Origin of the sequence: Paenibacillus sp. JMULE4 (assembly GCF_013337105.1) — a bacterium.
GTDB classification, from domain to species: Bacteria; Bacillota; Bacilli; order Paenibacillales; family NBRC-103111; genus Paenibacillus_G; species Paenibacillus_G naphthalenovorans.
Map to the genome: position 1 here is coordinate 730,202 of NZ_SGWF01000011.1, position 25,787 is coordinate 755,988.

29 protein-coding genes, 2 pseudogenes and 1 other annotated feature are annotated in these 25,787 nt (G+C 49.9%); of the genes and pseudogenes, 28 read left to right on the top strand and 3 right to left on the bottom strand.

Annotation, left to right across the window (positions count from 1 at the left end; all coding sequences use genetic code 11):
• The first annotated feature begins 33 nt into the window (after positions 1-33).
• The 12 genes from EXW96_RS08780 to EXW96_RS08835 all read left to right on the top strand — a co-directional run bounded on the left by EXW96_RS08780 (position 34) and on the right by EXW96_RS08835 (position 11,261).
• Positions 34-966 carry a manganese-dependent inorganic pyrophosphatase gene (locus tag EXW96_RS08780; protein ID WP_062408900.1) on the top strand — a complete coding sequence of 311 codons (933 nt, stop codon included), beginning with the start codon at positions 34-36 and terminating at the stop codon, positions 964-966.
• Between the two features lie 111 nt (positions 967-1,077).
• Positions 1,078-1,374 (top strand): DUF6509 family protein, encoded by a 297-nt coding sequence (locus EXW96_RS08785; RefSeq protein WP_074726796.1) that lies wholly within the window; start codon positions 1,078-1,080, stop codon positions 1,372-1,374.
• Between the two features lie 206 nt (positions 1,375-1,580).
• Positions 1,581-2,753 (top strand): D-alanyl-D-alanine carboxypeptidase family protein, encoded by a 1,173-nt coding sequence (locus EXW96_RS08790; protein ID WP_174350354.1) that lies wholly within the window; start codon positions 1,581-1,583, stop codon positions 2,751-2,753.
• Positions 2,754-2,775: 22 nt separating this feature from the next.
• Positions 2,776-3,375 carry a nucleoside recognition domain-containing protein gene (locus tag EXW96_RS08795; protein ID WP_054819902.1) on the top strand — a complete coding sequence of 200 codons (600 nt, stop codon included), beginning with the start codon at positions 2,776-2,778 and terminating at the stop codon, positions 3,373-3,375.
• Positions 3,376-3,381: 6 nt separating this feature from the next.
• A complete protein-coding gene (locus EXW96_RS08800; RefSeq protein ID WP_062408897.1) occupies positions 3,382-3,915 on the top strand; it encodes a spore maturation protein in 534 nt (177 codons plus the stop codon).
• Between the two features lie 75 nt (positions 3,916-3,990).
• Positions 3,991-4,332, top strand: coding sequence for an N-acetylmuramoyl-L-alanine amidase (locus EXW96_RS08805; RefSeq protein WP_062408896.1), 342 nt, complete (start codon positions 3,991-3,993; stop codon positions 4,330-4,332).
• 19 nt (positions 4,333-4,351) lie between these two features.
• Positions 4,352-5,113 carry a pseudouridine synthase gene (locus tag EXW96_RS08810; RefSeq protein WP_062408895.1) on the top strand — a complete coding sequence of 254 codons (762 nt, stop codon included), beginning with the start codon at positions 4,352-4,354 and terminating at the stop codon, positions 5,111-5,113.
• Between the two features lie 67 nt (positions 5,114-5,180).
• A complete protein-coding gene (locus tag EXW96_RS08815) occupies positions 5,181-5,699 on the top strand; it encodes a redoxin domain-containing protein (protein WP_062408894.1) in 519 nt (172 codons plus the stop codon).
• 34 nt (positions 5,700-5,733) lie between these two features.
• Positions 5,734-7,410: a cytochrome c biogenesis protein ResB gene (gene resB, locus EXW96_RS08820; protein WP_062408893.1), complete on the top strand. Its 1,677-nt coding sequence runs from the start codon at positions 5,734-5,736 to the stop codon at positions 7,408-7,410.
• The gene (ccsA, locus tag EXW96_RS08825) at positions 7,407-8,654 is read left to right on the top strand and encodes a cytochrome c biogenesis protein CcsA (protein WP_062408892.1); all 1,248 of its coding nucleotides are present in this window, start codon (positions 7,407-7,409) and stop codon (positions 8,652-8,654) included. The genes resB and ccsA overlap by 4 nt, the downstream gene beginning before the upstream one ends.
• 41 nt (positions 8,655-8,695) lie before the next feature.
• On the top strand, positions 8,696-9,412 hold the full coding sequence (locus tag EXW96_RS08830; RefSeq protein WP_054819904.1) for a response regulator transcription factor: 717 nt from the start codon (positions 8,696-8,698) through the stop codon (positions 9,410-9,412).
• Between the two features lies 1 nt (position 9,413).
• The gene (locus EXW96_RS08835) at positions 9,414-11,261 is read left to right on the top strand and encodes a HAMP domain-containing sensor histidine kinase (RefSeq protein ID WP_174350355.1); all 1,848 of its coding nucleotides are present in this window, start codon (positions 9,414-9,416) and stop codon (positions 11,259-11,261) included.
• Positions 11,262-11,352: 91 nt separating this feature from the next.
• Here the strand turns inward: EXW96_RS08835 and serA are convergent, their stop codons facing one another.
• A complete protein-coding gene (gene serA / locus EXW96_RS08840) occupies positions 11,353-12,936 on the bottom strand; it encodes a phosphoglycerate dehydrogenase (RefSeq protein WP_137669769.1) in 1,584 nt (527 codons plus the stop codon).
• Between the two features lie 76 nt (positions 12,937-13,012).
• Positions 13,013-13,255, bottom strand: a binding site (T-box leader).
• A gap of 186 nt (positions 13,256-13,441) precedes the next feature.
• On the opposite strand from serA, the gene EXW96_RS08845 reads away from it, so the two are divergent.
• Positions 13,442-13,771, top strand: a complete 330-nt coding sequence (locus tag EXW96_RS08845; RefSeq protein ID WP_174350356.1) for a rhodanese-like domain-containing protein — start codon at positions 13,442-13,444, stop codon at positions 13,769-13,771.
• 76 nt (positions 13,772-13,847) lie between these two features.
• Here the strand turns inward: EXW96_RS08845 and EXW96_RS08850 are convergent, their stop codons facing one another.
• Positions 13,848-14,756 (bottom strand): hypothetical protein, encoded by a 909-nt coding sequence (locus EXW96_RS08850; RefSeq protein WP_062408889.1) that lies wholly within the window; start codon positions 14,754-14,756, stop codon positions 13,848-13,850.
• 68 nt (positions 14,757-14,824) lie between these two features.
• Here EXW96_RS08850 and EXW96_RS08855 point away from each other — a divergent pair, with 68 nt between their 5' ends.
• Positions 14,825-15,418 (top strand): type II CAAX endopeptidase family protein, encoded by a 594-nt coding sequence (locus EXW96_RS08855; protein ID WP_062410957.1) that lies wholly within the window; start codon positions 14,825-14,827, stop codon positions 15,416-15,418.
• Positions 15,415-15,633, top strand: a complete 219-nt coding sequence (locus tag EXW96_RS08860) for a hypothetical protein (protein WP_174350357.1) — start codon at positions 15,415-15,417, stop codon at positions 15,631-15,633. Before EXW96_RS08855 ends, EXW96_RS08860 begins: the two co-directional genes overlap by 4 nt.
• Here the strand turns inward: EXW96_RS08860 and EXW96_RS27390 are convergent.
• Positions 15,623-15,948: pseudogene (locus EXW96_RS27390) on the bottom strand (polysaccharide deacetylase family protein); the annotation flags it as partial. The gene EXW96_RS08860 and the pseudogene EXW96_RS27390 sit on opposite strands and share 11 nt — an antisense overlap.
• 379 nt (positions 15,949-16,327) lie before the next feature.
• Between EXW96_RS27390 and EXW96_RS08870 the strand changes: the two are divergent.
• The 13 genes and pseudogenes from EXW96_RS08870 to rpsA all read left to right on the top strand — a co-directional run bounded on the left by EXW96_RS08870 (position 16,328) and on the right by rpsA (position 25,780).
• Positions 16,328-16,696: a hypothetical protein gene (locus tag EXW96_RS08870; protein WP_062408885.1), complete on the top strand. Its 369-nt coding sequence runs from the start codon at positions 16,328-16,330 to the stop codon at positions 16,694-16,696.
• A gap of 232 nt (positions 16,697-16,928) precedes the next feature.
• Positions 16,929-17,528, top strand: coding sequence for a genetic competence negative regulator (locus EXW96_RS08875; RefSeq protein WP_062408884.1), 600 nt, complete (start codon positions 16,929-16,931; stop codon positions 17,526-17,528).
• Between the two features lie 90 nt (positions 17,529-17,618).
• The gene (locus EXW96_RS08880; RefSeq protein ID WP_254611287.1) at positions 17,619-18,359 is read left to right on the top strand and encodes a toprim domain-containing protein; all 741 of its coding nucleotides are present in this window, start codon (positions 17,619-17,621) and stop codon (positions 18,357-18,359) included.
• Complete coding sequence (locus tag EXW96_RS27395; RefSeq protein ID WP_254611288.1) at positions 18,356-18,655, top strand: DnaB-like helicase C-terminal domain-containing protein; 300 nt, start codon at positions 18,356-18,358, stop codon at positions 18,653-18,655. Before EXW96_RS08880 ends, EXW96_RS27395 begins: the two co-directional genes overlap by 4 nt.
• 140 nt (positions 18,656-18,795) lie before the next feature.
• Positions 18,796-19,242 carry a DnaB-like helicase C-terminal domain-containing protein gene (locus EXW96_RS08885; protein WP_174350358.1) on the top strand — a complete coding sequence of 149 codons (447 nt, stop codon included), beginning with the start codon at positions 18,796-18,798 and terminating at the stop codon, positions 19,240-19,242.
• A 138-nt stretch (positions 19,243-19,380) separates the two neighbouring features.
• Positions 19,381-19,629 (top strand): annotated as a pseudogene (locus EXW96_RS08890) (glutamate dehydrogenase); the annotation flags it as partial.
• Positions 19,630-19,645: 16 nt separating this feature from the next.
• On the top strand, positions 19,646-20,338 hold the full coding sequence (gene prsW / locus EXW96_RS08895) for a glutamic-type intramembrane protease PrsW (RefSeq protein ID WP_174350359.1): 693 nt from the start codon (positions 19,646-19,648) through the stop codon (positions 20,336-20,338).
• Positions 20,339-20,668: 330 nt separating this feature from the next.
• Positions 20,669-22,024: a germination protein YpeB gene (gene ypeB / locus EXW96_RS08900; RefSeq protein WP_174350360.1), complete on the top strand. Its 1,356-nt coding sequence runs from the start codon at positions 20,669-20,671 to the stop codon at positions 22,022-22,024.
• Positions 22,025-22,168: 144 nt separating this feature from the next.
• Complete coding sequence (locus EXW96_RS08905; RefSeq protein ID WP_174350361.1) at positions 22,169-22,822, top strand: flagellar brake protein; 654 nt, start codon at positions 22,169-22,171, stop codon at positions 22,820-22,822.
• A 58-nt stretch (positions 22,823-22,880) separates the two neighbouring features.
• Positions 22,881-23,120, top strand: coding sequence for a hypothetical protein (locus EXW96_RS08910; protein ID WP_054818267.1), 240 nt, complete (start codon positions 22,881-22,883; stop codon positions 23,118-23,120).
• A gap of 108 nt (positions 23,121-23,228) precedes the next feature.
• Positions 23,229-23,909 carry a (d)CMP kinase gene (gene cmk, locus EXW96_RS08915; protein WP_054818268.1) on the top strand — a complete coding sequence of 227 codons (681 nt, stop codon included), beginning with the start codon at positions 23,229-23,231 and terminating at the stop codon, positions 23,907-23,909.
• Positions 23,910-23,911: 2 nt separating this feature from the next.
• A complete protein-coding gene (locus EXW96_RS08920) occupies positions 23,912-24,493 on the top strand; it encodes a lysophospholipid acyltransferase family protein (protein WP_062408878.1) in 582 nt (193 codons plus the stop codon).
• An 84-nt stretch (positions 24,494-24,577) separates the two neighbouring features.
• The gene (gene rpsA / locus EXW96_RS08925) at positions 24,578-25,780 is read left to right on the top strand and encodes a 30S ribosomal protein S1 (protein ID WP_174350362.1); all 1,203 of its coding nucleotides are present in this window, start codon (positions 24,578-24,580) and stop codon (positions 25,778-25,780) included.
• Positions 25,781-25,787: the final 7 nt, after the last annotated feature.

Below are 25,787 nucleotides of genomic sequence, written 5' to 3' on the forward strand. Positions count from 1 at the left end.
TCGCTAATAAAAAAAGAATAAGGGAGTAAGATCATGGAAAAAGTACTTATCTTCGGGCATAAAAATCCGGATACGGATTCCATTTGTTCTGCCATTGCGTATGCTGATTTGAAAACCAAATTGGGTCAAAATGTGGAACCCGTCCGTTTGGGTGAGATCAATGGGGAAACGCAGCATGCATTGAAACAATTCAATGTTGAGGCGCCTCGTCTGGTTGAGACCGTAGCCAATGAAGTAAAAAGCGTCATTTTGGTCGATCACAATGAACGCCAACAAAGTGCGACGGACATCGATCAGGTTCGCGTGGCAGAGGTGATCGACCACCACCGTATCGCGAATTTTGAAACCAGCGGTCCTTTGTATTACCGTGCCGAACCGGTCGGCTGCACAGCGACGATTCTCAAAAAATTGTATAAAGAAAACGGGATCTCCATTGATAAACCTATTGCAGGCTTGATGTTATCCGCTATTATTTCCGATTCGCTTCTATTCAAATCGCCGACTTGCACGGAGGAAGATGTGGCTGCGGCACGTGAGCTGGCTGAAATCGCCGGCGTGAATGCCGAGAGCTACGGTTTGGAAATGCTCAAAGCCGGTGCTGATTTGAGCGACAAAACAATCAGCCAACTGATCTCCCTGGATTCTAAGGAATTCCAAATGGGAGGCTCCAAGGTTGAAATCGCTCAAGTTAACGCTGTTGATACGAACGATGTTCTTTCTCGCCAAGCGGAGCTGGAAGCGGCTCTTTCGCAAATCATTTCGGAAAAAGGCTTGGATTTGTTCCTTTTCGTTGTAACGGATATTTTAAATAACGATTCCATTGCTTTGGCCCTCGGCAATAAGGCGAATGCCGTAGAGCAAGCGTACAATGTAAAGCTGGTTGATAATAAAGCCGTTCTTAAAGGCGTAGTATCACGCAAATCGCAAATCGTACCTGTGCTGACCGACATTTTTAACAAAAACTGAATCATCCGCGTTGGATAGATTCCAAGTAAGAAAGGCTGCCGGCCGTTGGGTCCGGCAGCCTTTGTCCGATGATAAAGCGGCAATCGCCAATGTTGAGAAGGGAATGACAGCATGTTGACCATTATCGGCCATAAAGTCGAATGGATCAAAGACCCCTTCGGCATCTTGTCCGGAGAGCGGTATGAGTTTTTGCTTGATGTCGAAGTTTCTGAGGATGATGAGTTATACTCGGAGAACGGTTTATATATTAGGGTCATTTATCGTGTGGACGAAAATAAAACCAATCTCGTGAAATACGAAATTTTCGAAAAAACGACAGAACGGTATCTGGAGTTCGATCTGGAAGAAGATGAAGAACAAACGGTAGACGCTTATTGTAAAGAGCACCTGCCCAAGGCCGTGAAATAAATCTATAAAAAAGATGAGTATATCCGTTCCGGATGTATTCATCTTTTTTTAATGAAAGTATCCGATTCGCCCGGTCGGCCTGATTCGGTCAAGCCATACATAACCTTGTCCTGAATGCATATATATGTACAAGATGAGAAGGAATGGGCCTGCCCTTAGGTGGCGGCGGCTTCGTTTCCAAAGGATGGCTTGCGGGAGGATTTAGGATGAGAAAAGGATGTCTGCTGCTACTTGCTTTACTACTCGTTTGTACGGGAGGCTTGCTGCCTGCAGAGGTCCAGGCGGCGCCCGGCGTATCCACCAGCGCGGAAAGCGCGGCGCTGATCGATGTCACCTCAGGGCGGCTTCTGTTTAGCGTCCAAGGGGATAAGCCAATGAGAATCGCCAGTCTGACCAAGATCATGACTGCAATAGTGGCGATTGAACACGGGAAACTGAGCGATATGGCGAAGGTCGGCAAGAATGCGTTCGGAACCGAAGGATCTTCTATTTATTTAAGGCTGGATGAAGAAATGAGCTTGAAGGACCTTTTGTATGGACTGATGCTTCGATCCGGCAATGACGCAGCGATGACGATCGCCGAGCATGTCGGCGGCAGCGTAGAGGGCTTCGCCTTTTTAATGAATGAGAAGGCGCGGATGATCGGGATGACGAATTCCAGCTTCAAAAATCCTTCCGGGCTCGATGCGGAAGGGCATTATTCCACGGCGAACGATATGGCCAGGCTGACGGCCTACGCGCTCAAAAATCCGGTTTTCCAGGAAATCGTCAAAACGAAAGTGAAAAAAGTGCCTAATCCGAATGAATCCTGGGACTATTCCTGGGTCAATAAAAATAAGATGCTATCGCTGTATGAAGGCGCTGACGGGGTCAAAACCGGATATACCAAGCTTGCCAAACGATGTCTTGTCTCCTCAGCAACCAGAGGAGGGCAGCAGCTCGCTGCGGTGACGTTGAACGATCCGAACGATTGGATCGATCACGCCAGACTTCTGGATTACGGCTTCAAGCATTACCCCCTTGTCCCCCTCATCCGTTCAGGAGAACCCGTGTTAGGCACAGACTTCGCAGCCGGCGGATCGTTCAGCTACCCGGCGGAAGAAGCGGAACGGAGCCGGTTTACGCGGCAATTGGTGATGAATGACGCCGGATCAACGGCATACAGGCTTGGTGAAGCGGGGCATCTGCAGTTCCTGCTGGACGGCAAACCGATCGGTTCCGTTCCTTTGTACGCAAAGGACAGTCCCCGTCTTCATTTGAATGACCGTTCTTCCTTTTCCCTCACGGAAATGGGAATGTTGAATGAAGCGCGCGCCAGAGAATGGCTGTATATTCTTCAGGCATTATCCCGTGTGCTCTTTACCGGTCAAGTCAAGTAAACGGGAAGGAGAGCGAACGTTCATGGTCAATTACATCTGGTTGTTTTTTATGGTAGCCGGCTTTATTGTAGCGGCTTTTCAAGGAAGAATCGATCTGGTGACGGAAGCGGTTTTCGACGGTGCCAAGAGCGGCGTAACCGTATGCTTCGGATTGATCAGCATTATGGTGTTCTGGCTAGGCATGATGCGGATCGCCGAGGACGCCGGACTGCTGCAGAAAATGTCCAGGCTGCTGAGCCCCGTAGTCCGTTCTTTATTCCCGGGGGTCCCCCGGAATCATCCGGCGCTCGGATATATCATGTCGAATATGAGCGCCAACATCTTTGGTTTGGGCAATGCCGCCACACCGATGGGAATTAAGGCGATGCAGGAGCTGCAGAAGCTGAATCCGAACAAGGATATTGCGAGTCCGGCGATGTGCACGTTGCTTGCGCTGAATACCGCCAGTATTACGTTGATTCCTACGACGCTGATCGCCATCCGCATGAGCTACAATTCGGCCAATCCGGCGGAAATCGTCGGAACCACACTTTTGGCTACCTTCATCTCCACCGCGGCTGCCATTATGGTTGACCGCTGGTACCGGAGCAAGAGCTCGCCGCTCGGATCGGGGAAAGGATGATGGCACGTGTATGATTTGGTCAATTTGATTTCCTCATGGGCCATCCCCGTCATTATCGTCTTTATTCCGCTTTATGCGGCTTATCGTAAAGTGCCCGTCTACGAATCGTTCGTAGACGGAGCCAAGGACGGGTTTGATACGGCTATCCGCATTATCCCTCATCTGGTCGGGATGATGGTTGCCATCAGCGTGTTTCGCGCCTCCGGGGCTATGGATCTGTTTACCGGATGGCTGAAGCCGATCTGCGAAGCGATCGGTCTGCCTACCGAGGTCGTTCCCCTCGCTTTTCTGAGACCGATTACCGGCGCCGGTTCACTTGCCTTCACTACGGACCTGATCTCGCAGTTTGGCCCCGACTCCTTGGTAGGACGCATCGCATCGACCATTCAGGGCAGCACCGATACAACACTTTATGTGATTACCGTGTATTTCGGGGCGATCGGCATCCGCAAGGCTAGCTACGCCTTGAAGGTGGGTCTGATCTCCGACGCCGTCGGGTTTATCGCTTCCGTCGTTATCTGCTACCTCGTATTCGTTTGATGGCAAGTCCCGCATGGAACCCCTCCGCTATCCGCACATATACTGTAAGCAGTCAACCCGGAAGAGGTGAGCTGCGTGCAGTTTTACGGAATTATCGTTCATCATTCCGTCTGTCCCGCCATTAACGGAAAAGGGTATGATTTCTTTATCGCCAAAAGCGGCGCCATCATCCCTTCTTCCGAACAAACCGACCCTCTGTACATCCACATTTGCCTCGAAGGTGATTTCTCCGTGCTTCCTATAGAGTACAACACAGAAGAGAAGGAACAGTTGTTTTTGCTGAACAAACTGATTCAAAAGCTCTCCGATTCATACAAGTTTCACCCGGCCGACATATTTCCGCATACGAATTCGTGTCCGGGCCGCTTTTTTCCGTGGTCTCAACTTGTGATTTCGCCTGAGGATAGGTATCATTAGCTTGAGGTGAATCGACAAGATGGAACGTTTGCAAAAAGTATTGGCCGAAGCGGGTGTGGCCTCCCGTCGAAAATGCGAGGAGTTGATTACCGCAGGACGCGTGGAAGTCAATGATCAGGTAGTCACTACCCTGGGCGTCAAGGTTGATCCGTCCCAGGATTTTATTAAAGTGGACGGGCGTCCGATCCGGCGACAAGCGAAGGTATATGTGATCTTTAACAAGCCCAAGGGCGTCATTACCAGCGCCAAGGACCCGGAGGGCCGCAAAACGGTTACCGAATTTTTCAAAAACATGAAAGAGCGCATTTATCCGATCGGTCGGCTCGATTATGATACCGAGGGACTGCTTTTGCTGACCAACGATGGCGATTTTGCCCATCTGCTTACGCATCCGAAGCATCATGTGCCGCGCACCTATCTGGCAACGGTCAAAGGGATCCCGCATGGAACACAATTGGACAAGCTGAGAAACGGCATCGAGCTGGACGACGGCATGACCTCGCCGGCTGAGGTAGAATATCAGGACGTGGATATGGACAAGAAGGAAGCGGTCATCAAAATTACCATATATGAAGGACGCAACCGGCAGGTGCGGCGCATGTTCGATGCCATTCATCATCCGATCATTAAGCTGAAGCGGGTTCAGTTCGGCCCCCTTCAGCTTTCCGGCCTGCCCAGGGGCAAATTCCGTCATTTGACCCCTCAGGAAGTGGAAGAATTGAGGAATGAAGCGCTCTCGGCAGGCGGCGGCAAGACACATAAAATTCAAAAAGGCGAATAATCGTTTATGACATTTTTCGCTATAATGAAAAAAGGATTTACATCCAATGGTTTGAAGGTGAGTGATCATGGGAAAGCATAGACAATGGATCCAAATCACTATTTTTGCCGTGATCGTGGTAATCGGCGCGTTGACCCTCGCAAGCCAGCTGTACTCCGGCGACAAAAAGCCGACCCAAGGGGCTCCGGCTCCCAATTTCAAGCTGCTTGGACTTGACGGGAATACCTATGAGCTGTCCGATTTTAAGGGGAAGGCGGTTGTCGTTAATTTTTGGGGGACATTCTGCGAGCCGTGCCGCAACGAGATGCCTGCTTTGGAACGGCAGCATGCCAAATGGGGAGATCAGCTGGTCGTGCTCGGGCTGAATTTGGATGAACCGAAAGTCGCCGTAGAAAATTTCATTCAGCAATACAAGGTGACGTTCCCTATCCTGATGGACAAAAACGAAGAAATTCGTAAACGTTACGGGGTGTCGCAGTATCCGACGACCTTTTTTGTCGGACCTGACGGCATTGTCAAACACATCCGCATCGGTGAAATGGATGAACCCTTTATCGAACAAACGGTTTCAGCCATGCTGAAGTAACTTAGAGAAAATCTGATGTAACCAAGGAGGTCACATGATTCACAATACAAAATGCGAATGCGGGCATCAGAATCATGTCGGCACGGTTCTGTGCGAATCCTGCGGCAAGCCTCTGACGGATGATGGCGGCGACGAGCCGCTTGAGATGCGGTATGACGGGGTGGCAAGACGTTCCCAGCGGACCAATCCCGGTGTGCTTGACCGGGTGTGGAGTTTTTTTTCCTCGGTCAAAGTTGCCATCTGGCTGATTATCATCACATTGATCGGCGCCTCGCTCGGCACCATTTACCCGCAGGAGAACACGTTCTTGAATATCGATCCGTCGGTATATTACAAGGAGACGTACGGAACCATCGGCCACATTTATTATTTGCTGGGGCTGACGCACACCTTTGAATCATGGTGGTTTATCACGCTTTTGTTTATGATCGGCACCTCCCTTGTCGTGTGCAGTCTGGACAGGGTTCTGCCGCTGTATCGTGCACTCAGCAAGCAGCAGATCCGAAAGCACACCAGTTTCATCACGAGACAGAAGGTATCCTACGTCGGAGAGATTCCGGGAGCGGAGCTCGGAGAGAAGGCGTCGCTGGAATGGACGGAGAAGGCCGCCGGGCTGCTGCGCAAGCGGCGATACCGTGTATATACCGACGGTACGGCCTTGCTGGCCGAGAAAAACCGGTTCAGCCGCTGGGGGCCTTATATTAATCATATCGGTCTCATTATTTTTCTGGCGGCTGTACTGATGCGGAGTATTCCCGGATGGCATATGGACCAGCATCTGGCTTTTCCTGAAGGACAGCTGGTCAAAATACCGGATACGCCTTATTATCTGAAAAACGAAAAATTTACGCTGGAATTATACACAGAAGAAGAAATGTCAGAGGATTTCCGTGAAAAAGGTCAGATCGTACCCAAGGTTTACAAAACGGAGGCTGTATTGTACAAATGTACGGCGGATTGCGATGATCCGGTGAAGGAACCGGTTCTTACGGAGGTGCATCGTCATGACATCCAGGTCAATGAGCCTCTGATGTATGAAGGGCTCATGGCCTTTCAATTCGACTTCAAAATGTCACCGATGCTGCTATCCGTCAAGCCATCGCTAAAAAACAAGCAAACCGGCGAAAACTACGGCAGCTTCGACATCTCGATGAAGAAGCCTGCAGAAAGCTATAAGGCCGGCCCTTACGAGCTGAAATTAAAAGCTTATTTTCCGGATTTTGGAATGGACAACAAGGGAATGCCGCTGACGAAATCCAACGATCCGGTCAAGCCGGCATTCGTTTTTGAGATCAAGGGACCGGGATTGAAGCCGGAAGGCGAGCCTTATATGTACTTCCCTCGGCAGGTAGATAAGGTGAACTTCCGTCAGGATGAAATTAACGGCGCTTTAGCGGACAAGCTGGAGCTATCCGTAGGGTCTATGGACGATGTCCAAATATCGGAGTATATCAGTTTCTTGAATATTAGAGTGGACCGTGCCATGCCGTTCATATGGGTCGGAGCGGCGATCTCCATGATCGGACTGGTGATGGGATTTTATTGGCACCACCGCCGGGTGTGGCTGCGCATTGATAACGGGCGGCTGGCGCTCGGGGCGCACACGAACAAAAATTGGTACGGGATTCGTAAAGAGGTGGCGCAGGTCCTGCAAAAATCGGGAATCGACATCGATCCCAAAATATTGGAAAGAAAGGAGGTCCAAACGTGAGCAGTACTTTCTTGCTCGTTGCTTTTATCATATATTGTATAGCCATGATCGGTTTTGTCATCGGCATCACGGGGCAAAAATCGGTGCGGGTGACGGATCCGGAAAACTATGGCCGGCGTTGGGGCAAGATTGGCATTGGCTTGACGATTTTCGGTTTCTTGTTCCATGTGACCTTCTTCTTCACCCGTTGGATAGAGGCGGGACATATCCCGACCAGCAATATGTTTGAATTTATGACGTTCCTCGGCATGATGATTGTTCTTGCGTTTATTGTGTTATATTTGATTTATCGGGCTCAAGCGCTCGGCGTCTTCGCCCTGCCTGTAGCCATCATTATGATTGGCTATGCGTCGGTATTTCCGCAGGAAATTCAGCCTTTGATTCCTGCACTTCAGAGCTACTGGCTCAAAATTCACGTGACCACCGCCGCTTTGGGCGAGGCCTTCTTTGCCGTTGGCTTCGCGGCCGGTATCATGTACCTGCTGCAAAGCGTCAACTTTGAAGGAACGAGCCGCAGCGAGCGGTGGGAGCAACGCGGCGTCGAATTCACCCTGTTCACCCTGATTATGATTGTGGCTTTCGTCGTATCCGTATTCAGCTTTAAAGCGGCGGGATACGAAGCGGTCTTTACGCATCAAGAGAAGATATTGGACCAGAATAAAGTGGAACAGGTGGTCACGAATCGGGTCGAATATGTGCTTCCGCCGATCGTCAAGCCTTACCAGAGCGAGCTGGTGGAAATGAAGCCGTTTCTGGGCATGACGCAGCCGCTGTTCGAGGCGCCTTCTTGGATGGAGGGAGCGAACGCCGGCAGGAAGCTGAATACGGTGATCTGGTCGATTTTGCTTGGGATCGTACTCTATTCTCTGCTCCGGCGGATTGCAAGAAAGCCGCTTGGCCGGGCTCTGCAGCCGTTGATGAAAGGGATTGACCCGGACGATGTCGATGAAATCAGTTACCGTTCGATTGCCATAGGCTATCCTATTTTTACGCTGGGCGCATTAATTTTTGCCATGATTTGGGCGGAAAAAGCCTGGGGGCGCTTCTGGGGCTGGGATCCCAAAGAAGTGTGGGCGCTCATCGTGTGGCTCTTTTATGCCGCGTACCTGCATTTTCGGCTGTCCCGCGGCTGGCAGGGCAAGAAATCGGCATGGCTTTCGGTTATCGGCTTTCTCGTCGTGATGTTTACGCTTATTGGCGTCAATCTGGTTATTGCCGGGCTGCACTCCTACTCCGGCACGTAGCGGCGCCATATCTTTTACATCTGAAGAAAAGAGGGATATCCATGACAGACACAAATACGCGTATTTTGGTTGTGGATGATGAAGAACGGATCCGCCGGCTCTTGCGGATGTATCTGGAGAAAGAGAATTACCATATCGATGAAGCGGAGGACGGGGAGACGGCGCTTCGGAAAGCTCTCGAAACGGACTACGACTTGATATTGCTCGACATCATGCTTCCGGGCATTGACGGTAATGAAGTGTGCGCACGGCTGCGTCAAGTTAAATCGACGCCCATCATCATGCTGACGGCGAAAGGGGAAGAAACCAATCGCGTACAAGGCTTCGAATCCGGGGCGGATGATTATGTCGTTAAGCCGTTCAGTCCGCGCGAGGTGATCTATCGCGTGAAGGCCATATTAAGGCGTTCCTCGGTTACCGCTTATTTGTCCAAGGAAGTCAATTCCAGCAACAATATCGTATTTCCTAACCTGGTGATCGAGCATGACGCGCATCGGGTGACGGCTGGCGGACAGGAGGTTGCCTTGACTCCGAAAGAATATGAGCTGCTTCATTATTTGGCCGTATCGCCGGATAAGGTATTCTCCAGGGAAGAGCTTCTGAAGGATGTTTGGAATTACGAGTTTTTCGGTGATCTGCGGACCGTTGATACGCATGTAAAACGTTTGCGCGAAAAGCTGAATAAAGTGTCGCCGGAAGCGGCCTCCATGATTACAACCGTGTGGGGCGTGGGCTATAAGCTTGAGGTGCCGAAGTAACGTGTTTATCTTCAAAAGCGTCGTAGGCAAACTGTGGATCACGATTATCGGGCTGGTCGTTGTCGTACTGCTTACGCTCAGCCTTTTTTTATTCCGTTTTATAGAAACCTCATTCCCTAAATCGAAGGACCAGGCGGAAACGCTGAGCAAATTGGCGGTGAAGGTGGCCAGTGAGATTTCTTTGCACCAGGAAGAGCGGCGTTACTTGCAGGTCGTTAATGAGCTGTTAAGCGCTCAGGATACCAGCGTCATCATCGTTACTACGGATTTTAGACAGATTCAGGCGCCGGTCGGTCAACCCGATCATCGGGAAATACGCTATGATGATTTTTTTCTGAATTCGGATCTGCAGAAAGTATTTGCGGGTGAGATTAAGGACAACCGCCTTAGAAATAGCGGCATGCCGAATACACAGCTGGAGAATCAATATACGGCCGTTGCCGTGCCGTTCATGAATAAGGAACAATCGCAGGTGGCCGGAGCGCTGATTCTGTATCAGATTACCCAGTCCTCGGAAGAGACGCAGGCTTATGTGAAAAAGCTTTTTGTGGTGGTTGGGGTTGCCGGCTTTTTAATGACCACCTTTTTCGCCTTTTTCCTTCTTACCCGAATTACCCAACCGATACAGCAGCTTAAGAAGGCGGCGGATCTGATCTCTAAGGGAGAATACGGCACTCGTGTGCCGATTACATCTACGGACGAGATCGGAGAGCTGGCTCAAACGTTCAACCACATGGGCGGGCAGCTTTCCGATACGATTAAAGCGCTCAACCATGAGAAGGAGCATTTGTCCAGCGTCCTGCGAAGCATGACCGATGCCGTCATCACTTTTGATGCGGCCGGGCGTGTCATACTGACGAATCCCCAAGGGGAGAAAATTATTCAGGAATGGAATCAGATCCAGTGGTCGGATGAAAAGCCTGCCCTGACCGGCGGGCAAGCGGGCAATGGTTCGATGAGCACCATTCCCGAGCCGCTCAGGCCGCTCTTTGAATCCGTGATTTCAGAAGCGAAAGAACTGACCTCCAAGGTTCATGTCAGAAGTGATGTATGGTCCGTCGTCATGGCGCCCTTGTACTCCCACGATATCGTACGCGGTGTCGTTGCCGTGATGCGCAACGTCACGGAGGAGTTTCGTCTGGAGAAGCTGCGAACGGATTTCGTGGCCAACGTGTCCCATGAGCTGCGGACGCCGCTGTCTATGATGCAGGGATACAGTGAGGCGCTCATCGATGATATCGCGGCCACGCCGGAGGAACGGAAAGAATTGGCGCAGGTCATTCATGACGAATCCCTTCGGATGGGCAGACTGGTCAGGGATTTGCTCGATCTGGCCAAGATGGAGACGGGGAATATGGAGCTTCATTTCCGGGAACTGGACGTGTTGGCTTTCCTCAGGCGGATACACCGGAAATTTGCGGGGCTGTCTAAAGAACGGGGCATCGCGATAAGCTGTACGCTGCCGGATAAACCGCTGCTGCTTTGTCAAGCGGACGAGGATCGCCTTGAGCAGGTTATGACGAATTTGCTGGATAATGCGCTTAGGCATACACCTGCAGGGGCTCAAATCGAAATCAGAGCGTCGGAAGAGCGTTACAAAGGTGAACATGCCATTCTGATCGAAGTCTCGGATCAAGGCTATGGCATACCGGCGGAGGATATTCCTTATATCTTCGAACGTTTCTATAAGGCGGATAAAGCCCGTACCAGGGGAACCAACGGAGGAACCGGCCTTGGTCTTGCAATTGTCAAAAATATCATCGAAGCTCATCATGGAACCATTCAGGTGAAAAGTCAAACCGGACAGGGAACGACATTTTCTATCACGCTTCCCTGCAAAGGTGTGTAAAACCAAACAAAAGCCTCCGATTCGTCATCGGAGGCTTTATTTTATTTGTTGAATCGTCCAACTTTTTCTTGTTGTTCGTGAAACAACCGGATTACAGGGTCAGTTCGATAACGTCAGTAAGTTCAGGAAGCTGAGACAGCTGCACAATAACGTCCTTAGGCGTCGGTTTGTCGGTTGTCAGCACCATGATCGCCTGGCCGCCAATGACCTTGCGGCCTACCTGCATGGTAGCGATATTCACATCATTGCTGCCCAAAAGGGTACCTACTTTACCGATAATCCCCGGACGGTCATTGTGGGAGATCAGCAGAAGGTTACCGGATGGAGCGATGTCGACCGGGTATTGATCGATCTGCACGATGCGTTCACCATAACCCGCAAGCAAAGTACCGGCGAGCAAGTGCTGCTGCTGCTTCGTTTTGAGCGTAACGGAGACCAGGTTGGTAAACGTCGGCGAAGCCGAGGACTGCTGTACGATCACTTTGACGTCCCTCGTTTTGGCCAAATGCATGGCGTTAACGATATTGACTCCTTCAAGCTGGTTCGACAATATGCCTTTGACGATATGCCGGGTGAGCGGGGACGTATCGACGTCGACCAAATCGCCGGCGTAGTTCACGACGATTTCGCTGACCGGCCCGTCGACGGTTTGGCCGAGGAACAAGCCGAGCTTCTCGCCCAAGTTGAAGTAAGGCTGCAGTGCGTTCAGAACGTTAGCCGGTACCGTAGGCATGTTGACCGCATTTTTGAACGGCTGCTCGCGCAAAATATGCAGCACTTCTTCGGATACGTCGATGGCGACGTTCTCCTGGGCTTCAACGGTGGAAGCGCCAAGATGCGGAGTAACGATGATTTTCGGATGGTTCAGGAATGGATGATCCGGGGCAGGCGGCTCCTGTTCGAATACGTCGAAGGCAGCGCCGGCCACGATACCGGAATCAATCGCCTCGACGAGAGCCTGCTCATCGATGATCCCGCCGCGGGCGCAGTTGATAATGCGAACCCCTTTTTTCATCGTTTCAAACTGAGGACGGCTGATCATATGGCGGGTTTCATTGGTGAGCGGAGTATGCACCGTAATGAAATCCGCTTTGGCGCAAATGTCGTTTACCGTTCCCAGTTTCACCCCGATTTTCTCGGCACGCTCTTCTGTCAGGAACGGATCGTAACCGATCACCTGCATACCGAAAGCTTTCGCGCGTTTGGCTACCTCGCTGCCGATTCGGCCCATGCCGAGAACTCCGAGCACCTTATTGCGCAGTTCGACGCCTACGAACGTTTTGCGGTCCCATTCTCCGCCAACCGTTTTCTTGTATGCCTGCGGGATGGAACGCGCAATAGACATCATCATAGCGAACGTCAATTCACATGTGGCAATGGTGTTGCCGTCCGGGGCATTGATGACCACGATCCCGCGCTTGGTCGCGGCTTCCAGATCGATGTTATCCACGCCCACACCGGCGCGTCCAACGACCTTCAGCTTGGTACCGGCAGACATGATGCGCTCGGTCACCTTGGTTGCACTGCGCACCAACAGTGCGTCATACTCGCCGATGATGGCTGCGAGTTCGTCCTCGGACAAGCCGTTCTTTTTCTCTACCTCTACATCCGGTGCCTCGTACAGCATTTGAATCCCCATGTCGCTGATTCCGTCCATGACTAATACTTTAAACATTTCATAACCCTCCATTAGTATAAAAATAACATTGGAGCATCAAAAAAAGCCCCCCACCCCGACACGACTAGCGTATACAAGGGACGAGGAGCTGGCTCTCGTGGTACCACCCTAATTCACTGTGCGCTCGCGCGAACAGCCTCTTGTGGTCTGCCGAATTCACAGACCTGGAAGGGTAACGGCTTCCGGCCGGCTGCAGCTACTTCAAGTTCGATGCAGCAACTCAGGAGTGCTCCGCATATTGAAATTCGTCCGGTTCGCACCAACCACCGGCTCTCTGAACGTTTCGTCATATGCTTGGCTCCGTCATGGCTTTATTGCAAGTGAAATTTTTCATTAGATTAACACGACCGTTTCGGCCTTGTCAATAGGTGTCGAACTGAAATTAAAATACGAAATCTTTGTGAATATTTTTTTCCTGGATTTCTATTCCCGTTCGTTTGGACGGAGCGGTCAAACATGCTAAGATAGAGGTTGAAATGAGCAGTGATGCAAGGAGGAACTCATGGAATATCCTTTTGATCGAGTGGGGCCGGAAGACTTCAAGCGAAAGCTGGAGAACGGGGAATTATCAGATTCCCTTATTATTGACGTAAGAGAGCCGTACGAATGGGAGTATTATCGCTGGGAGGAGCTGGTTCTTATGCCGATGAATACCATTCCGGAGAGACTGGGGGAGCTTCCCAAGGATAAACCCATCTATGTCGTGTGCGCCCATGGCGTACGAAGTGCCAATGTCAGCTATTATTTGAAGCAGCAGGGGTTTGATCAAGTGGTCAATGTGGATGGAGGAATGGCTGCGTTGGCTGCGCTGCGCGGGTTTCAGTACGATTAAACCTTTTCCTTGTATAAGCAAAAATAAGTACCCGACAGGGTACTTATTTTTGCGGTACGACCGATAAGGCATAGGGTTAATTGGTGAAGAAAGGAAGCTGGGGCAGCGTCTCATTCGCATATCTGTTTTTGCCCCGGAGGAAATCGCCCGGTCTGACTGCGTTTGTTGCGATCAGAACATCAACGATGCCCTCAATTTCCTGCAAATTCAAATTCTTGGCTTGTCCGGAAGCAAGCATTTCATCGATCCGGGCGGTTAAATCCTGCGGTGTGAACGCTTTGAATAACTTGGAAGTCATCATCATTTGAGCTATGTATTCGTTTTTCATATTCAGGCCAAGACGGCTCCAATCGTTGATGGATACCGGTTTGGTCACGTCAATCGGTTTGAACTGTTCATTCACCGTTTGATTCCATTTGACGATCGATTCGTAGTATTCTTTTTCGGCCCGCAGCGCATAATTTTTCGCTTCCTCAAGGTAAGCGTCTTTATCCAGCTGGGAGACAAGCTCGGTACCGGGTACCGCATTGGCCTTGGATTGGTATCCGCCGAGCGCTTCATTGAACAGTTTTAAGCTTCTCATATAGTTCATATGCGCCTCTTTGAGAAGAGGTGAGGAATCGGGCATCGATTTAGCACCCAGTCCGTCGTAAGTTTCTTTCGCCAGCTTGGCGAGTTCCTTCAGGATCAGGGAAGCGTCCGCCGGACTGTTGGTTTGCAGCTCTTCCATTTTGTCGAACCATCTTTTATGAAATTCCCTGTATGGTTGATAAATGGTATGATAGAAAGACACCAGATACTGTTGGTGGTAAGCGGCAAAACCCTTTTCCGCTTCGTTTTTCTCGGCGAGCATTTTTTCATATTTTACCGCGGTCCGCTCTTGTCCCATCTTCAAGCCGAAGAAAAATGCTCCAAGTGCCACGACAAGCATAAAGATAAAAGTGACGGCGAATAGGTAATCCGTTCGGGTCAACCGTTTGTCCATGTGGTGAACACCTCTGATTCTGTTGTATGCTGATAGTATAGGTGAAAATGTCGAAAAAGGGAATCATGATGAAAAAATTCATAAAGCATTTTAAATTTCAAAAAGTCAATCTGGATGAAGTAGACGATCGTTTTTTGCTGATCAATCTGTATGTAACCCAATTGGTCGTGCTGATCGCGGCTGTGGTGATCCTGTTGTTTCAAAAACCGCAGTTCAGCGCCATCTTTTCCATCGCCGCGGGTACCCGCATTCTTATATGGAGCATTGGTTTCGCGGCAGCGGTGGTCATAGTCGATTTATTGATTTCAAGCAAGGTCCCTCCTGAAGTGACAGATGACGGCGGCATTAATGAAAAGATTTTCAAGAACAGGCCGTTGTGGCATATCGCTTTGCTTTCTCTGGTCGTGGCGTTCTGCGAGGAACTGTTGTTCCGCGGTGCGATCCAGGCTTCCTGGGGGCCTTATTGGACAAGCATATTGTTTGCCGCCATTCATATCCGTTATTTGCAGCACTGGCTGATGACCGGGCTTGTATTTGGCATCAGCTACGGCCTGGGCTGGATTTATATCCAAACGGGCTCGCTGTGGACTCCGATCGCAGCTCACTTTCTCATCGACTTCACCATGGGCTGCATCCTTCGATTCAGGAGTGAGGAAACATGAGCAGGAAACGACAAGCCTTGTTACAACAAGAACGCAAAGAACCGGAGCACGCAGCGGTGGCGGAGTTGGATGATCATTACCTGCCGCCGCGACAAACGGTTCACCCGACCGAGAAAGAAAAGTGGGTATTTATCTTTTATCGGTCGCTGTTGTGGATTTTTGTACTCCTTGTTGCAGGTCTTTTGATTTGGGGCTGGACGCTGTTTAATTCCTGATTTCGATCGTTTCGGGATCTACGAAGGCGTAGCCCTTTTCCTCCAATCGGGTCAGGAGCGTGTCCAGCGCTTGTGCTGTCCAGGGCAGTTCGTGCATCAAGATGTGCTTCCGGGACGAAGCTGTTCCGATACATTTGAGATGATCCGGTCCGGATTATTTTTTTTGACCATCATCTCCCAGTCCTTGGAACCGTTTGACCATGTCATATAAATCATATGCTCCTTTACCTTGGCACGGACTGCCTCGCTGCCCAAACCGAAGGGAGGCCAAAAGGCCGGGGCTTTGCCTGTCAGCTCCTGCACAGCCTTTTGGACGCCGTTTTCGGATTCATCATATATATAGCTTGGCTTTTCCTGTGGGGCTGAAGGCTCAGGCGGCTTCTTTTGTTCCAAAGGAGGGGTTTCCCCGGTCCTTCCCGGATCGGCCGCGGGCGGTGCCGCATGAGGGGAAGCGGGCGTGGCCGCCGGACTTGCAGGGACCGGTGCGGCTGCCGGCGTGTTGGCGTTCGGATTGGCGCAAGAGGTCAGGACCAGCGCCGCCGCGGACAAGATAAGCCAGTTATTCTTCATAAGGAAGCTCCTGTTCTACCGTCATGTTTGTTGGCTTACAGCTTTCCTTATTTTATCATGCATGTCTCCATGTTACATAGAGGAGAATAAATGAGGAAGACGAATCTAAGCGGAGGGATGGACTATGAGAGTAGGAGCTTTTTTGCTCGGAGGACTTGTAGGAGCGGCGGCTGTCGTCTATTTGTCCAATAGAAACAAATCGTTGTTCGGTGCCGCGTTCAGCAGCAGCGATTCGGTAAACCCGTCGATGGGCATGGCGTCATCGTCGGGCACAATAGGTCAAACCAAGTCGGGCGCGTCGGAATCTCAATCCTTTCAATCAGGATCCAAAGAGAAGGCGAATAAGCCGAAAAAGGGCTTGAATGAAGATTTATTTAAAGAAGACGGGTTGAACAAGGTTAGCGATATTGTAAATCAAGATCCCGGACTGAAGGCCGCTGTAGAAAAAATTTTGGACAGCAATGCGGGAAAAGAACAATATGGCGCACATTAATTTTCAGAATTAGATATCGGGCACAGCGTTGTCTTTCAAAGACGGCGGTTGTGTCTTTTTCTTTATTGTGTTATTTTTAGGGGTATAACCGTTCTTTTCTTTCAGGTTTGTGATATAATAGTCATATCATGAAAATACAAGCTCTTCATTTCATGAATCGCAGGGCCATGGCTCACCTTTGTAACCCAAACTTCATAAGATATTATTACAGTCGGCAAGGGAGGAATCCAGTATGAAAATGGAGCGTTTAAGTCAGGACAAGATACGGATTTTCCTCACATTCGATGACTTAACGGAGCGCGGCATTCATAAGGATGACATGTGGAGAGAAATACCTAAGGTGCACGAGCTGTTTAGTGAAATGATGGATCAGGCTTATATGGAGCTTGGCTTTGATGCAACAGGTCCGCTTGCCGTCGAGGTGCTGGCCATGCCGGCACAAGGAATGATGGTGATCGTAACACGGGGCAAGATGAATTTTAGCCACGGTGAAGATGCGATTGACGAAGACTTGGAAGAGGTATACGAGCTTGAAGTGACTATGGATGAAACGGACCAGGTCACCTATGCTTTTCATGATTTCGAAGACCTGCTTCGCATGGCCAAAGTCATTAACCCGTTATTGACGAATGGCGGAACTTTGTATTCTTACAAAAACAAGTGGATCTTGCTCCTTGACGCAGCCGATATGGAAGATAAACAGCTGCAATTGATTGTAGCCGTTTTATCGGAGTATGGGGAGGCGACTTCGGTTACGCAAGCCATGCTTGAGGAATATGGCAAAACGGTCATTGAATCCGATGCCGTGAAGGTGCTTTGCGCTAAATTCTAACTAATCCTGTCTACACAGACTAAGACATGAAGCATTCACAAAAACGTTCGTTTTTGTTGGAATGCTTTTTTTGCGGGGGGAAGTAAGGCGATGTCGGGAACCAATAGAAGCGCGGCCGTAGCTTCCTTTGATTTAGAGGAGCTGGTCGTTCATTATCAGAAACAGCTGCGTGAGGAGGCATTCTTGTATCTGCAGCGGCGGGGCATCGCTCAGGAAACGGTTGAACGTTACCGGATCGGCTTCGAGCCTGGTAAAATCGGTTTTTATGTGAATTCAAACAAACTGGGGGATTATTTTGAAAACCGGGTGATCATTCCGATAGCGGATGCGGAAGGCGCTGCCGTTGATTTAATCGGCCGTTCGATCGATCATCGCGAACCGAAATACAAATCGCTGCTCGGTGTCGATGATATTATGTTTAATGAGCAGATCCTGGAAGAAACGGAGGATGTCATTCTCGCAAGCGGTGTCTTCGATGTTCTTAGCTTGGCTCAGGCCCGGCTCCCGGCGGTATGCGTACCTGTCTGGATGACCTTCAAGGATAGTCATGCGGAGAAGCTTAGGGAGAAGAGAGTGTTTATTTGTCTCGGTAATGATGAGCTCGGCAGGAGTGAAAGCGTAAGAATACTGACCATGCTGCAACCGATAGCCAAGCAGGCGCTCATCGTTCAAATGCCGGAATCCATAAGAGATGTCAACGATTTCTTCGTGCGCGTACAACATCCGTTGGATACCTTCATGAAATTGTTAAATGAAACGATGGAAGAAGCGATGATGTTACCCATCGCCCCCGATGTAAAAATATTACGATATATACGGAAGAATATATGAAAAGACACCGCGGCCAGTCGTCCGGCACTCCTACGGGAATTGCGGAGCTCGACGAAACGTTGTTCGGCGGGCTGCGCAGCGGGCTTTATTTGATTGCTGGAGGCGCCTCATCCGGCAAAACGATGCTGATGAAACAAATAGCCGATCATATCGCTTCCGAGCAAATGCCAGTCGTCTATGTTTCGTGGGATATGACGGCTTTTGAGTTATGGGCTCGAAGCATTGCCCGCATCATCGGCACGGAGCCGCAAAAAGTGCTCAGCGGTAAAATTCCCCCTGGAATAGGATACTATTGAGGTGCGCAATAGAGTTTGCGGAGCATGAATCACTGCGCCGCGACCGATAGAGAGGCTATGCAGAGTGGGACGTGTCTCCCGCGTAAAATTCCCCTGAAGAAGTAAGTGATGCGAACAAGCAGTATGCCCAAATCAGCAAAATGTTGTGGACGATCGAATGCTCCATTGACACGCCCATGGACCGGGTGATGGCTTCCATCGAGCGAATCGGGGCGATGGCAGGAAAAACGCCGGTCGTTTTCATTGATCATCTCAACCGGATTCCTGTGACCGGCTTGCAGCAGACTCCCAAATCGGCAAGCGAGCATCAGACGATGCTGGCTTATGTCCTCAAGCAGTGGTCCAGAGAGCGGGGCGGCCCCGTTCTGGCAGCGATTCCTTCGGATATCGGGGAAGAAGCTCTTCCGCAAGGCGTGGAGGCCTCTGCGGATGTTATTATGCTGTTAAAGCCGCAGCCCGTCGGGGAGCCGAACCAAGGGCGTGGCGTAGCGCTCCATCTGCTGAAACACCGAAACGGTTCTTTAAAGACAATCCAATTGCGTTTTCATGACCAAAAGGCAGTGTTTGTAGAAGCGGCGAACCCATAGATGCCGAGGAAGGCTTGATCTCCTTCCAAGGTTTGAACAGAGGGTGGTTGCTTGTGACCGACAACTTAAACGCTCTTCACACGACACAGCACAGCATTGAACAGGCCCTTACAAAGCTGGGGTATCAAGGGCGATGACCTGCTGGAACCTGATGGGCTGGCTAGTGCAGGAGGCGTGGTGGTGTCCTACTTCGAATGGGTGCAAAATAATCAGGGATATTACTGGACGGAGCAGCAAGTGCATGCCAGGCTGCAAGAAATGATGGAAAAAGGGTTTGAAAATGTCTATAATATTCATGTGACGAGAAATGTCGATATGCGTTTGGCTGCTTATATGGCCGGCGTCCGCAAAATGGCGGAGGCTGCGCGTTTCCGCGGCTGGGCGTAAAGATGGGAGGGCCGCTTTGAGCGTCTTATCTATCCTTACGATGGCTATTGCGCCTGGTGTCGCTCTGCTGTCGTATTTTTATTTAAAAGACCGTTACGATCCCGAGCCGATCTCTCAGGTGTTGAAGCTTTTTTTGTTCGGGATGCTCCTTGTGTTTCCTGTCATGGTGCTTCAACATGCGCTGCTGCAGGGGCTCGGTGAAGATCCGTTTGTCTTTTCATTTGTCGCCTCTTCATTTCCAGAAGAGTTTTTTAAATGGTTCATCATTTATTTTGTTATATTCAAGCATACCTCCTTTGACGAACCCTACGACGGCATTGTATATGCCGTGGCCGTTTCTCTCGGGTTCGCCACGCTGGAGAATGTCATTTACGCTTTTTTGAGCAATCTTCATTTTGCGGATTTGATGATGCGGGCATTCCTGCCCGTTTCGGGTCACGCCATGTTCGGTGTCATGATGGGTTTTCATTTCGGCAAAGCGAGATTTACTCCGGAACGGACCAACCGGCATTTGTTCTATGCTTTCGCGCTGCCGTTTTTCTGGCACGGCATTTTTGACTATATTTTGCTTGCCACCAAATCGTATTGGGTTTGGTTTATGGCGCCGCTGATGTGCTTCTTGTGGCTGCGGAGCCTGTGGAAAGTGAACCGGGCCAACGCCAAGTCGCCTCTCGGGAGGATAACACGGGAAGAACGGATTAAAATATAGCCGGTTTGCCCATAATGGGAGTACAATAACGATTGCGCATACCGGAGGGAAGCCATGACCGCAGCAAGCCCGCGCGTGAAAGTAACGATCCGCTGTAAAAGATGCGGAGAGAAATTTATTTTGAGGGGCCGGAAGGAAAAAGGAAAGATTGATACCGGCTTTAAGCAGTGCATCTGCAATAATGAAATGGATTTTGACATCGAAACACATGATTTCTGAAGTGTCAGGGTCGGCGGAAGCCGACTTTTTTCTTTTGTTGATTGCATAAAGGATCTACCTTCAAGCGCAAACTAAGCCCAAGTTTTTCTGATGAAGGGAGATCTGTCGAAAATGTACAAAAGATTGAGCATCGTCATGTTTCCGTTTCTTTTGCTGGCGCTCATCGGGACCGGGGTGTGGGGGTACCTCGAGCATCAGGAAAAAAACACGATCTTGATGAAGGCGGAAAATCAATATCAACGTGCTTTCCATGACTTATCGTTTCATCTGGACAAGCTGCACACCGAGCTCGGCAATACGCTCGCAGTGAATTCCACCTCACAGGATGCATACAAAAAAGGGTTGATCAACGTTTGGCGCATTACCAGCCAGGCGCAGAATGAGATCAGCCAGCTGCCGTTGACCATGCTTCCGTTCAGCAAGACTGAAGACTTTTTGTCCAAAATCTCCAATTTCGCTTATCGCGCTGCCGTCCGCGACCTGAGCAAGCATCCGCTGGATGAGCAGGAGATCAAGACGATGAACGCACTTTACCAGCATTCCACCGAAATTGCGAAAGATTTGCGCGACGTCCAGACGAAAGTCCTTCAGAACAATTTACGTTGGATGGATGTGGAGCTCGCTCTGGCTTCCAACAAAGAAAACCAAGACAACGCCATTATTGACGGCTTCTCCACCATGGACAAAAAGGTAGGTGAATATCCGGAGATCAGTTGGAGTCCCGCCGTGATGAGCATGTATCAAAGACGGGATATCAGCATGCTCTCGGGACCGGAGGTAACGGCGGAGGACGTAAAGCAAAAGGCGGCAAAATTCCTGGGGATTGATGCATCCGCGCTGAAGGTGGTCGAGAACGGGGCGGGTACCGAGAACCATTCGTTTAGCGTAAGCGCGCCGAGAGACGGTTCGCCGGACGGAATTCAGATGGATTTCTCCAGCAAAGGCGGACAGCTGCTATGGTTTTCGGCCCCGCGCGATGTTCCTGAAAAGAAGCTGGATTTGCGCCAAGCCAGAGATATTGCGGCACAATTTCTGGACGAACATGACTATAAGGATATGACAGCCGTAAGTTATGACGAATACTACAATACAGCCAACTTGACCTTCGCCGCCCGGACGAATGATGTGATCAATTATTTGGAGAAGGTAGCCGTTAGAGTGGCGCTGGATAATGGGGAAGTGACCGGACTTGAGGCAAGCGATTATGTGTTCGATAAGAAAGACCGCCAGCTTCCGGCACCCAAGCTGACGAACGAAGAAGCGCTCAAAACGTTAAGTCCGAACTTCAAGGTTACGAGTGTGGATAAAGCGCTGATTCGCAACGATATTGATGAAGAGGTCTTGTGCTATCAGTATGTCGGACGCGTGAATGGAGGCGTGTACCGTGTTTACATTAATGCGGACTCCGGTGCCGAAGAAAAAATCGACCATTTGGGAGCGGAGGAAGCCGCCGCTGTAAGTCAATAATTCGTGTGGAAAAGCCCGTTACTTCAACAGTAAGGGCTTTTTTTCGTTGTCCCCTTTCCATATGCACCTGGAATGCTATAATAATCAAGTAGGCTGCACAGCACAAAAAGACTTGGCGGTAAGCACACAGGGAGGGGTCGGGCTTTGCTTCCAAAAATAAACCAAATTTTGTACATACAAATCAACTCCATCGATGAGGAAGAAGCGAAACAAGAGTATAAATCCAGGATAGCCGATATCACGGAATCCCATATCAGCATGGAGATTCCGATGTCGGATAAAACAGGACGTTTCAAGCGATTATACCAAGGGGACGAGCTTTCCGTTTATTTCATTACCGAAGACGGAGTGAAAAATTATTTTAACACTTCCGTTACCGGTTTTTCAGATGATGTCATCAGATTGGTGCGCATCAAAAAACCGCAGCCCGAATCCATAACAAAGGCACAGAGAAGAAATTTTTTGCGTGTGCCTGCCGAACTTGAGATTGCCGTGAAATTATCTGAGCAGCTGCAGTTCGTTACGTTGACGGAGGATGTCAGCGGCGGCGGCATTTCCTTTTATTGCGACGGTTACATTCCCGCTCATACCGGGCAAACAGCAAGCTGCTGGCTGCTGATTCACTATAAGAACGGGCAAATCGAGCATGTGCCGTTCAAAAGCGAAATCGTGCGCGTAAAGCCCGTGGAAACGGGAAAGCAGCAGGTCATCCTGCGTTACGCCGAAATCAGCGACCGCGACCGGCAAAAGATTATCCGCTTCTGCTTCGAAAGGCAGCTCGAAATCCGTAAAAATTAAAGGGATATTTTCCTGTCATAGGGTATACTACCATCCAAAATAACAGGGTGGCATGCTCATGAAGCCTAAGAATCATAACGAAACGACGGGCAGATACGAAGACTTGTTTTTGCTGTTTGCTCAAAGGGTGGAAAAAGCGCTGATCGTCATGCTCGTTATACTTATGATGGCATTGGCCGTATCGCAGCTGCTTCTGCAGCATCCGCAGATTCGGCATCTCTTAGTAAAAGTGGAACAGCTCGAAGGCAATCCCTATCCGTCAGCCTCCTCTCCGGCTATAAACCGGATTAGGCACTAGAGTTTTGCTTCATAGGGAAAACTATGGTATAATTTTGATTGCTTAAGGCTTCGGCCTGTTTTTTTTTCAAAATGCTCGTCCGCTTCATTGTATTAAGGAGGCCTCATCTTGGAGAAGTTTAACATCGCCATCGACGGTCCGGCAGGGGCAGGCAAAAGCACCATAGCTCGTCTCGTAGCAAATGCGCTTGGTTTTGTATATGTTGATACAGGCGCGATGTACAGGGCCGTTACTTGGAGTATTTTGCAGCAGGGCCTTCCACTGGAGCAAACGGCGGATTTGATTGCGCTGACGGAAAGATTGGATATCCGTTTGGAACCCGGCGAGCACGGACAATTGGTTTTTGTGGACGGCAAAGACGTTACGGGCATGATTCGTTCGGCAGAGGTGACAGGGAATGTGTCCAGGATTGCATCCATTGCCGAAATCCGCAGTATTCTAACCGCTAAGCAAAAGGAACTGGCCAGCAAGAAAGGTGTTGTTATGGACGGCAGAGACATCGGCAGTCATGTATTGCCGGATGCCGAATTGAAAATCTTTCTGACCGCAAGCGTCAGAGTCCGTGCCGAACGACGACTCAAGGAAATCAGCGGCGACAGACCGGATATTACGCTTGAGCAATTGGAACGCGAAATTGCGGAGAGGGACCGGATGGATGAACAGCGCGAGGCCTCGCCGCTTGTGAAAGCGCCGGATGCCGTATGGATGGATACCACCGAAATGACGATACCCGAAGTGGTGGATCGCATATTGGAGCTCTGCAAGACCCGTGTAAGTGGGGTGAACTAAGATTGCTTTACACTTTTTTTCGCGGTATTTTCCGTCTTTTGTTCCGTATTTTATTCCGATTGCAGGCCGAAGGGAGAGAAAACATTCCCAAGGAAGGCGCCGTGGTGCTATGCGCCAATCACAGAAGCAACTGGGATCCGCCGGTTTTGGGCACGCCGCTTGACCGCAAGGTTCATTACATGGCCAAAGCCGAGCTGTTTCAAGTCCCGGTCCTGGGTTATATTCTTCCGAGAATCGGAGCTTTTCCGGTCAAGCGCGGCGGCGTCAGCAAAGAATCGATTCGACTTTCACTGCAGCTTCTGAAAGACGGCCATATGCTGGGCATATTCCCGGAAGGCACGCGAAGCAACGCCGGAGGCATAGGGAAGAAAGGTGCGGCCAGCTTGGCGATGAAATCGGGAGCGACCGTTATTCCTGCAGCCATCATCGGCAGCTACAAGCCTTTTAGACGGATGAAGGTAGTCTACGGCCCGCCGGTTGACATCAGTGAATTTGCCGACGGAGGTCCGGAAGGATTGGAGCAGGCTACCGACAAAATTATGACCGTCATTCGCGCTATGGTGAAGCAGCACGAATCGAAATGAGAAATTGTGGCATACTTAAAAAACGATGATGAAATTTTTTCTAAAATACATTACTGTGGTTAGGTTGTTAAGGAGGTAATTGATATGACAGAAGAAACAAATGTACAGCAAGAGGCATCTCAAGAAGAATCCATGGCGAATGTCGTCGTTCTTAAGAAAGGCGATATCGTTAAAGGTAAAGTGATTAAAGTCGATTCCGACCAAGCCATCGTCGATGTAGGTTACAAATATGACGGCGTCATTCCTGTGCGTGAATTATCTTCCCTTCAATTGGAAAATGCCGCTGAAGGTGTTGAAGTAGGTCAGGAAGTGGAATTAAAGGTATTGACCATTGACGACAACAAGGAAAAGCTGGTGCTTTCCAAGCGCGCTATCGATAATGAAAGAGCGTGGGATAAGCTGGCGGCCGATATGGAAAATAAAACGATCCTGGAGGCAAAAGTTGCTGAAGTGGTGAAAGGCGGCCTGGTCGTTGACGTAGGTCTTCGCGGTTTTGTGCCGGCTTCCATGGTGGAGCGCAATTTTGTTGAGGATTTCAGCGATTACAAGGGCCGCACGCTGCGTTTGCGCGTGAAAGAAATGGATCGCGAAAAAAACAAAGTGATTCTTTCTCAAAAAGATGTGTTGGATGAAGAATTCGAAGCCCGGAAGAAGGAAGTTCTTTCTAAAATTTCCGTCGGTCAAGAGTTGACCGGTACGGTTCAGCGTCTGACGCAATTCGGTGCATTTATCGATATCGGCGGAGTAGACGGTCTGGTTCATATTTCTGAAATGGCTTGGCACCATGTTGAAACCCCTTCTGAAGTTGTAAAGGAAGGCGAACAGGTTAAAGTTCAGGTGCTGAAGGTTGATCCCGAGAATGAGCGTATTTCCCTGAGCATCAAAGCTACTCAGCCGGGACCTTGGCAGCAGGTGCAGGACAAAATTAAAATTGGCGATATCGTAACGGGGACCGTCAAGCGTCTTGTTCAATTCGGCGCATTTATCGAAGTGGCTCCAGGTGTTGAAGGACTGGTTCATATTTCCCAAATTGCTCATCGTCACATCGCTACTCCGTTTGAAGTGCTGAAGGAGGGTCAAGAGGTTCAGGCGAAAGTGCTTGATATGAATCCTGATGAAAAGCGCATTTCCTTGAGCATTAAAGAAACGGAAGAAGCGCCGGCTCGTGAACCGAAAGCGGATAGAGAAAGAGGATCCAAAAGAGAATCGGTTTCCCATGAAGAGCTTCAAAGCTTGAACTTAACGCTGGGTGAGCGTTTTGGTGATAAATTAAGCAAATTCAAATAAGCCATTT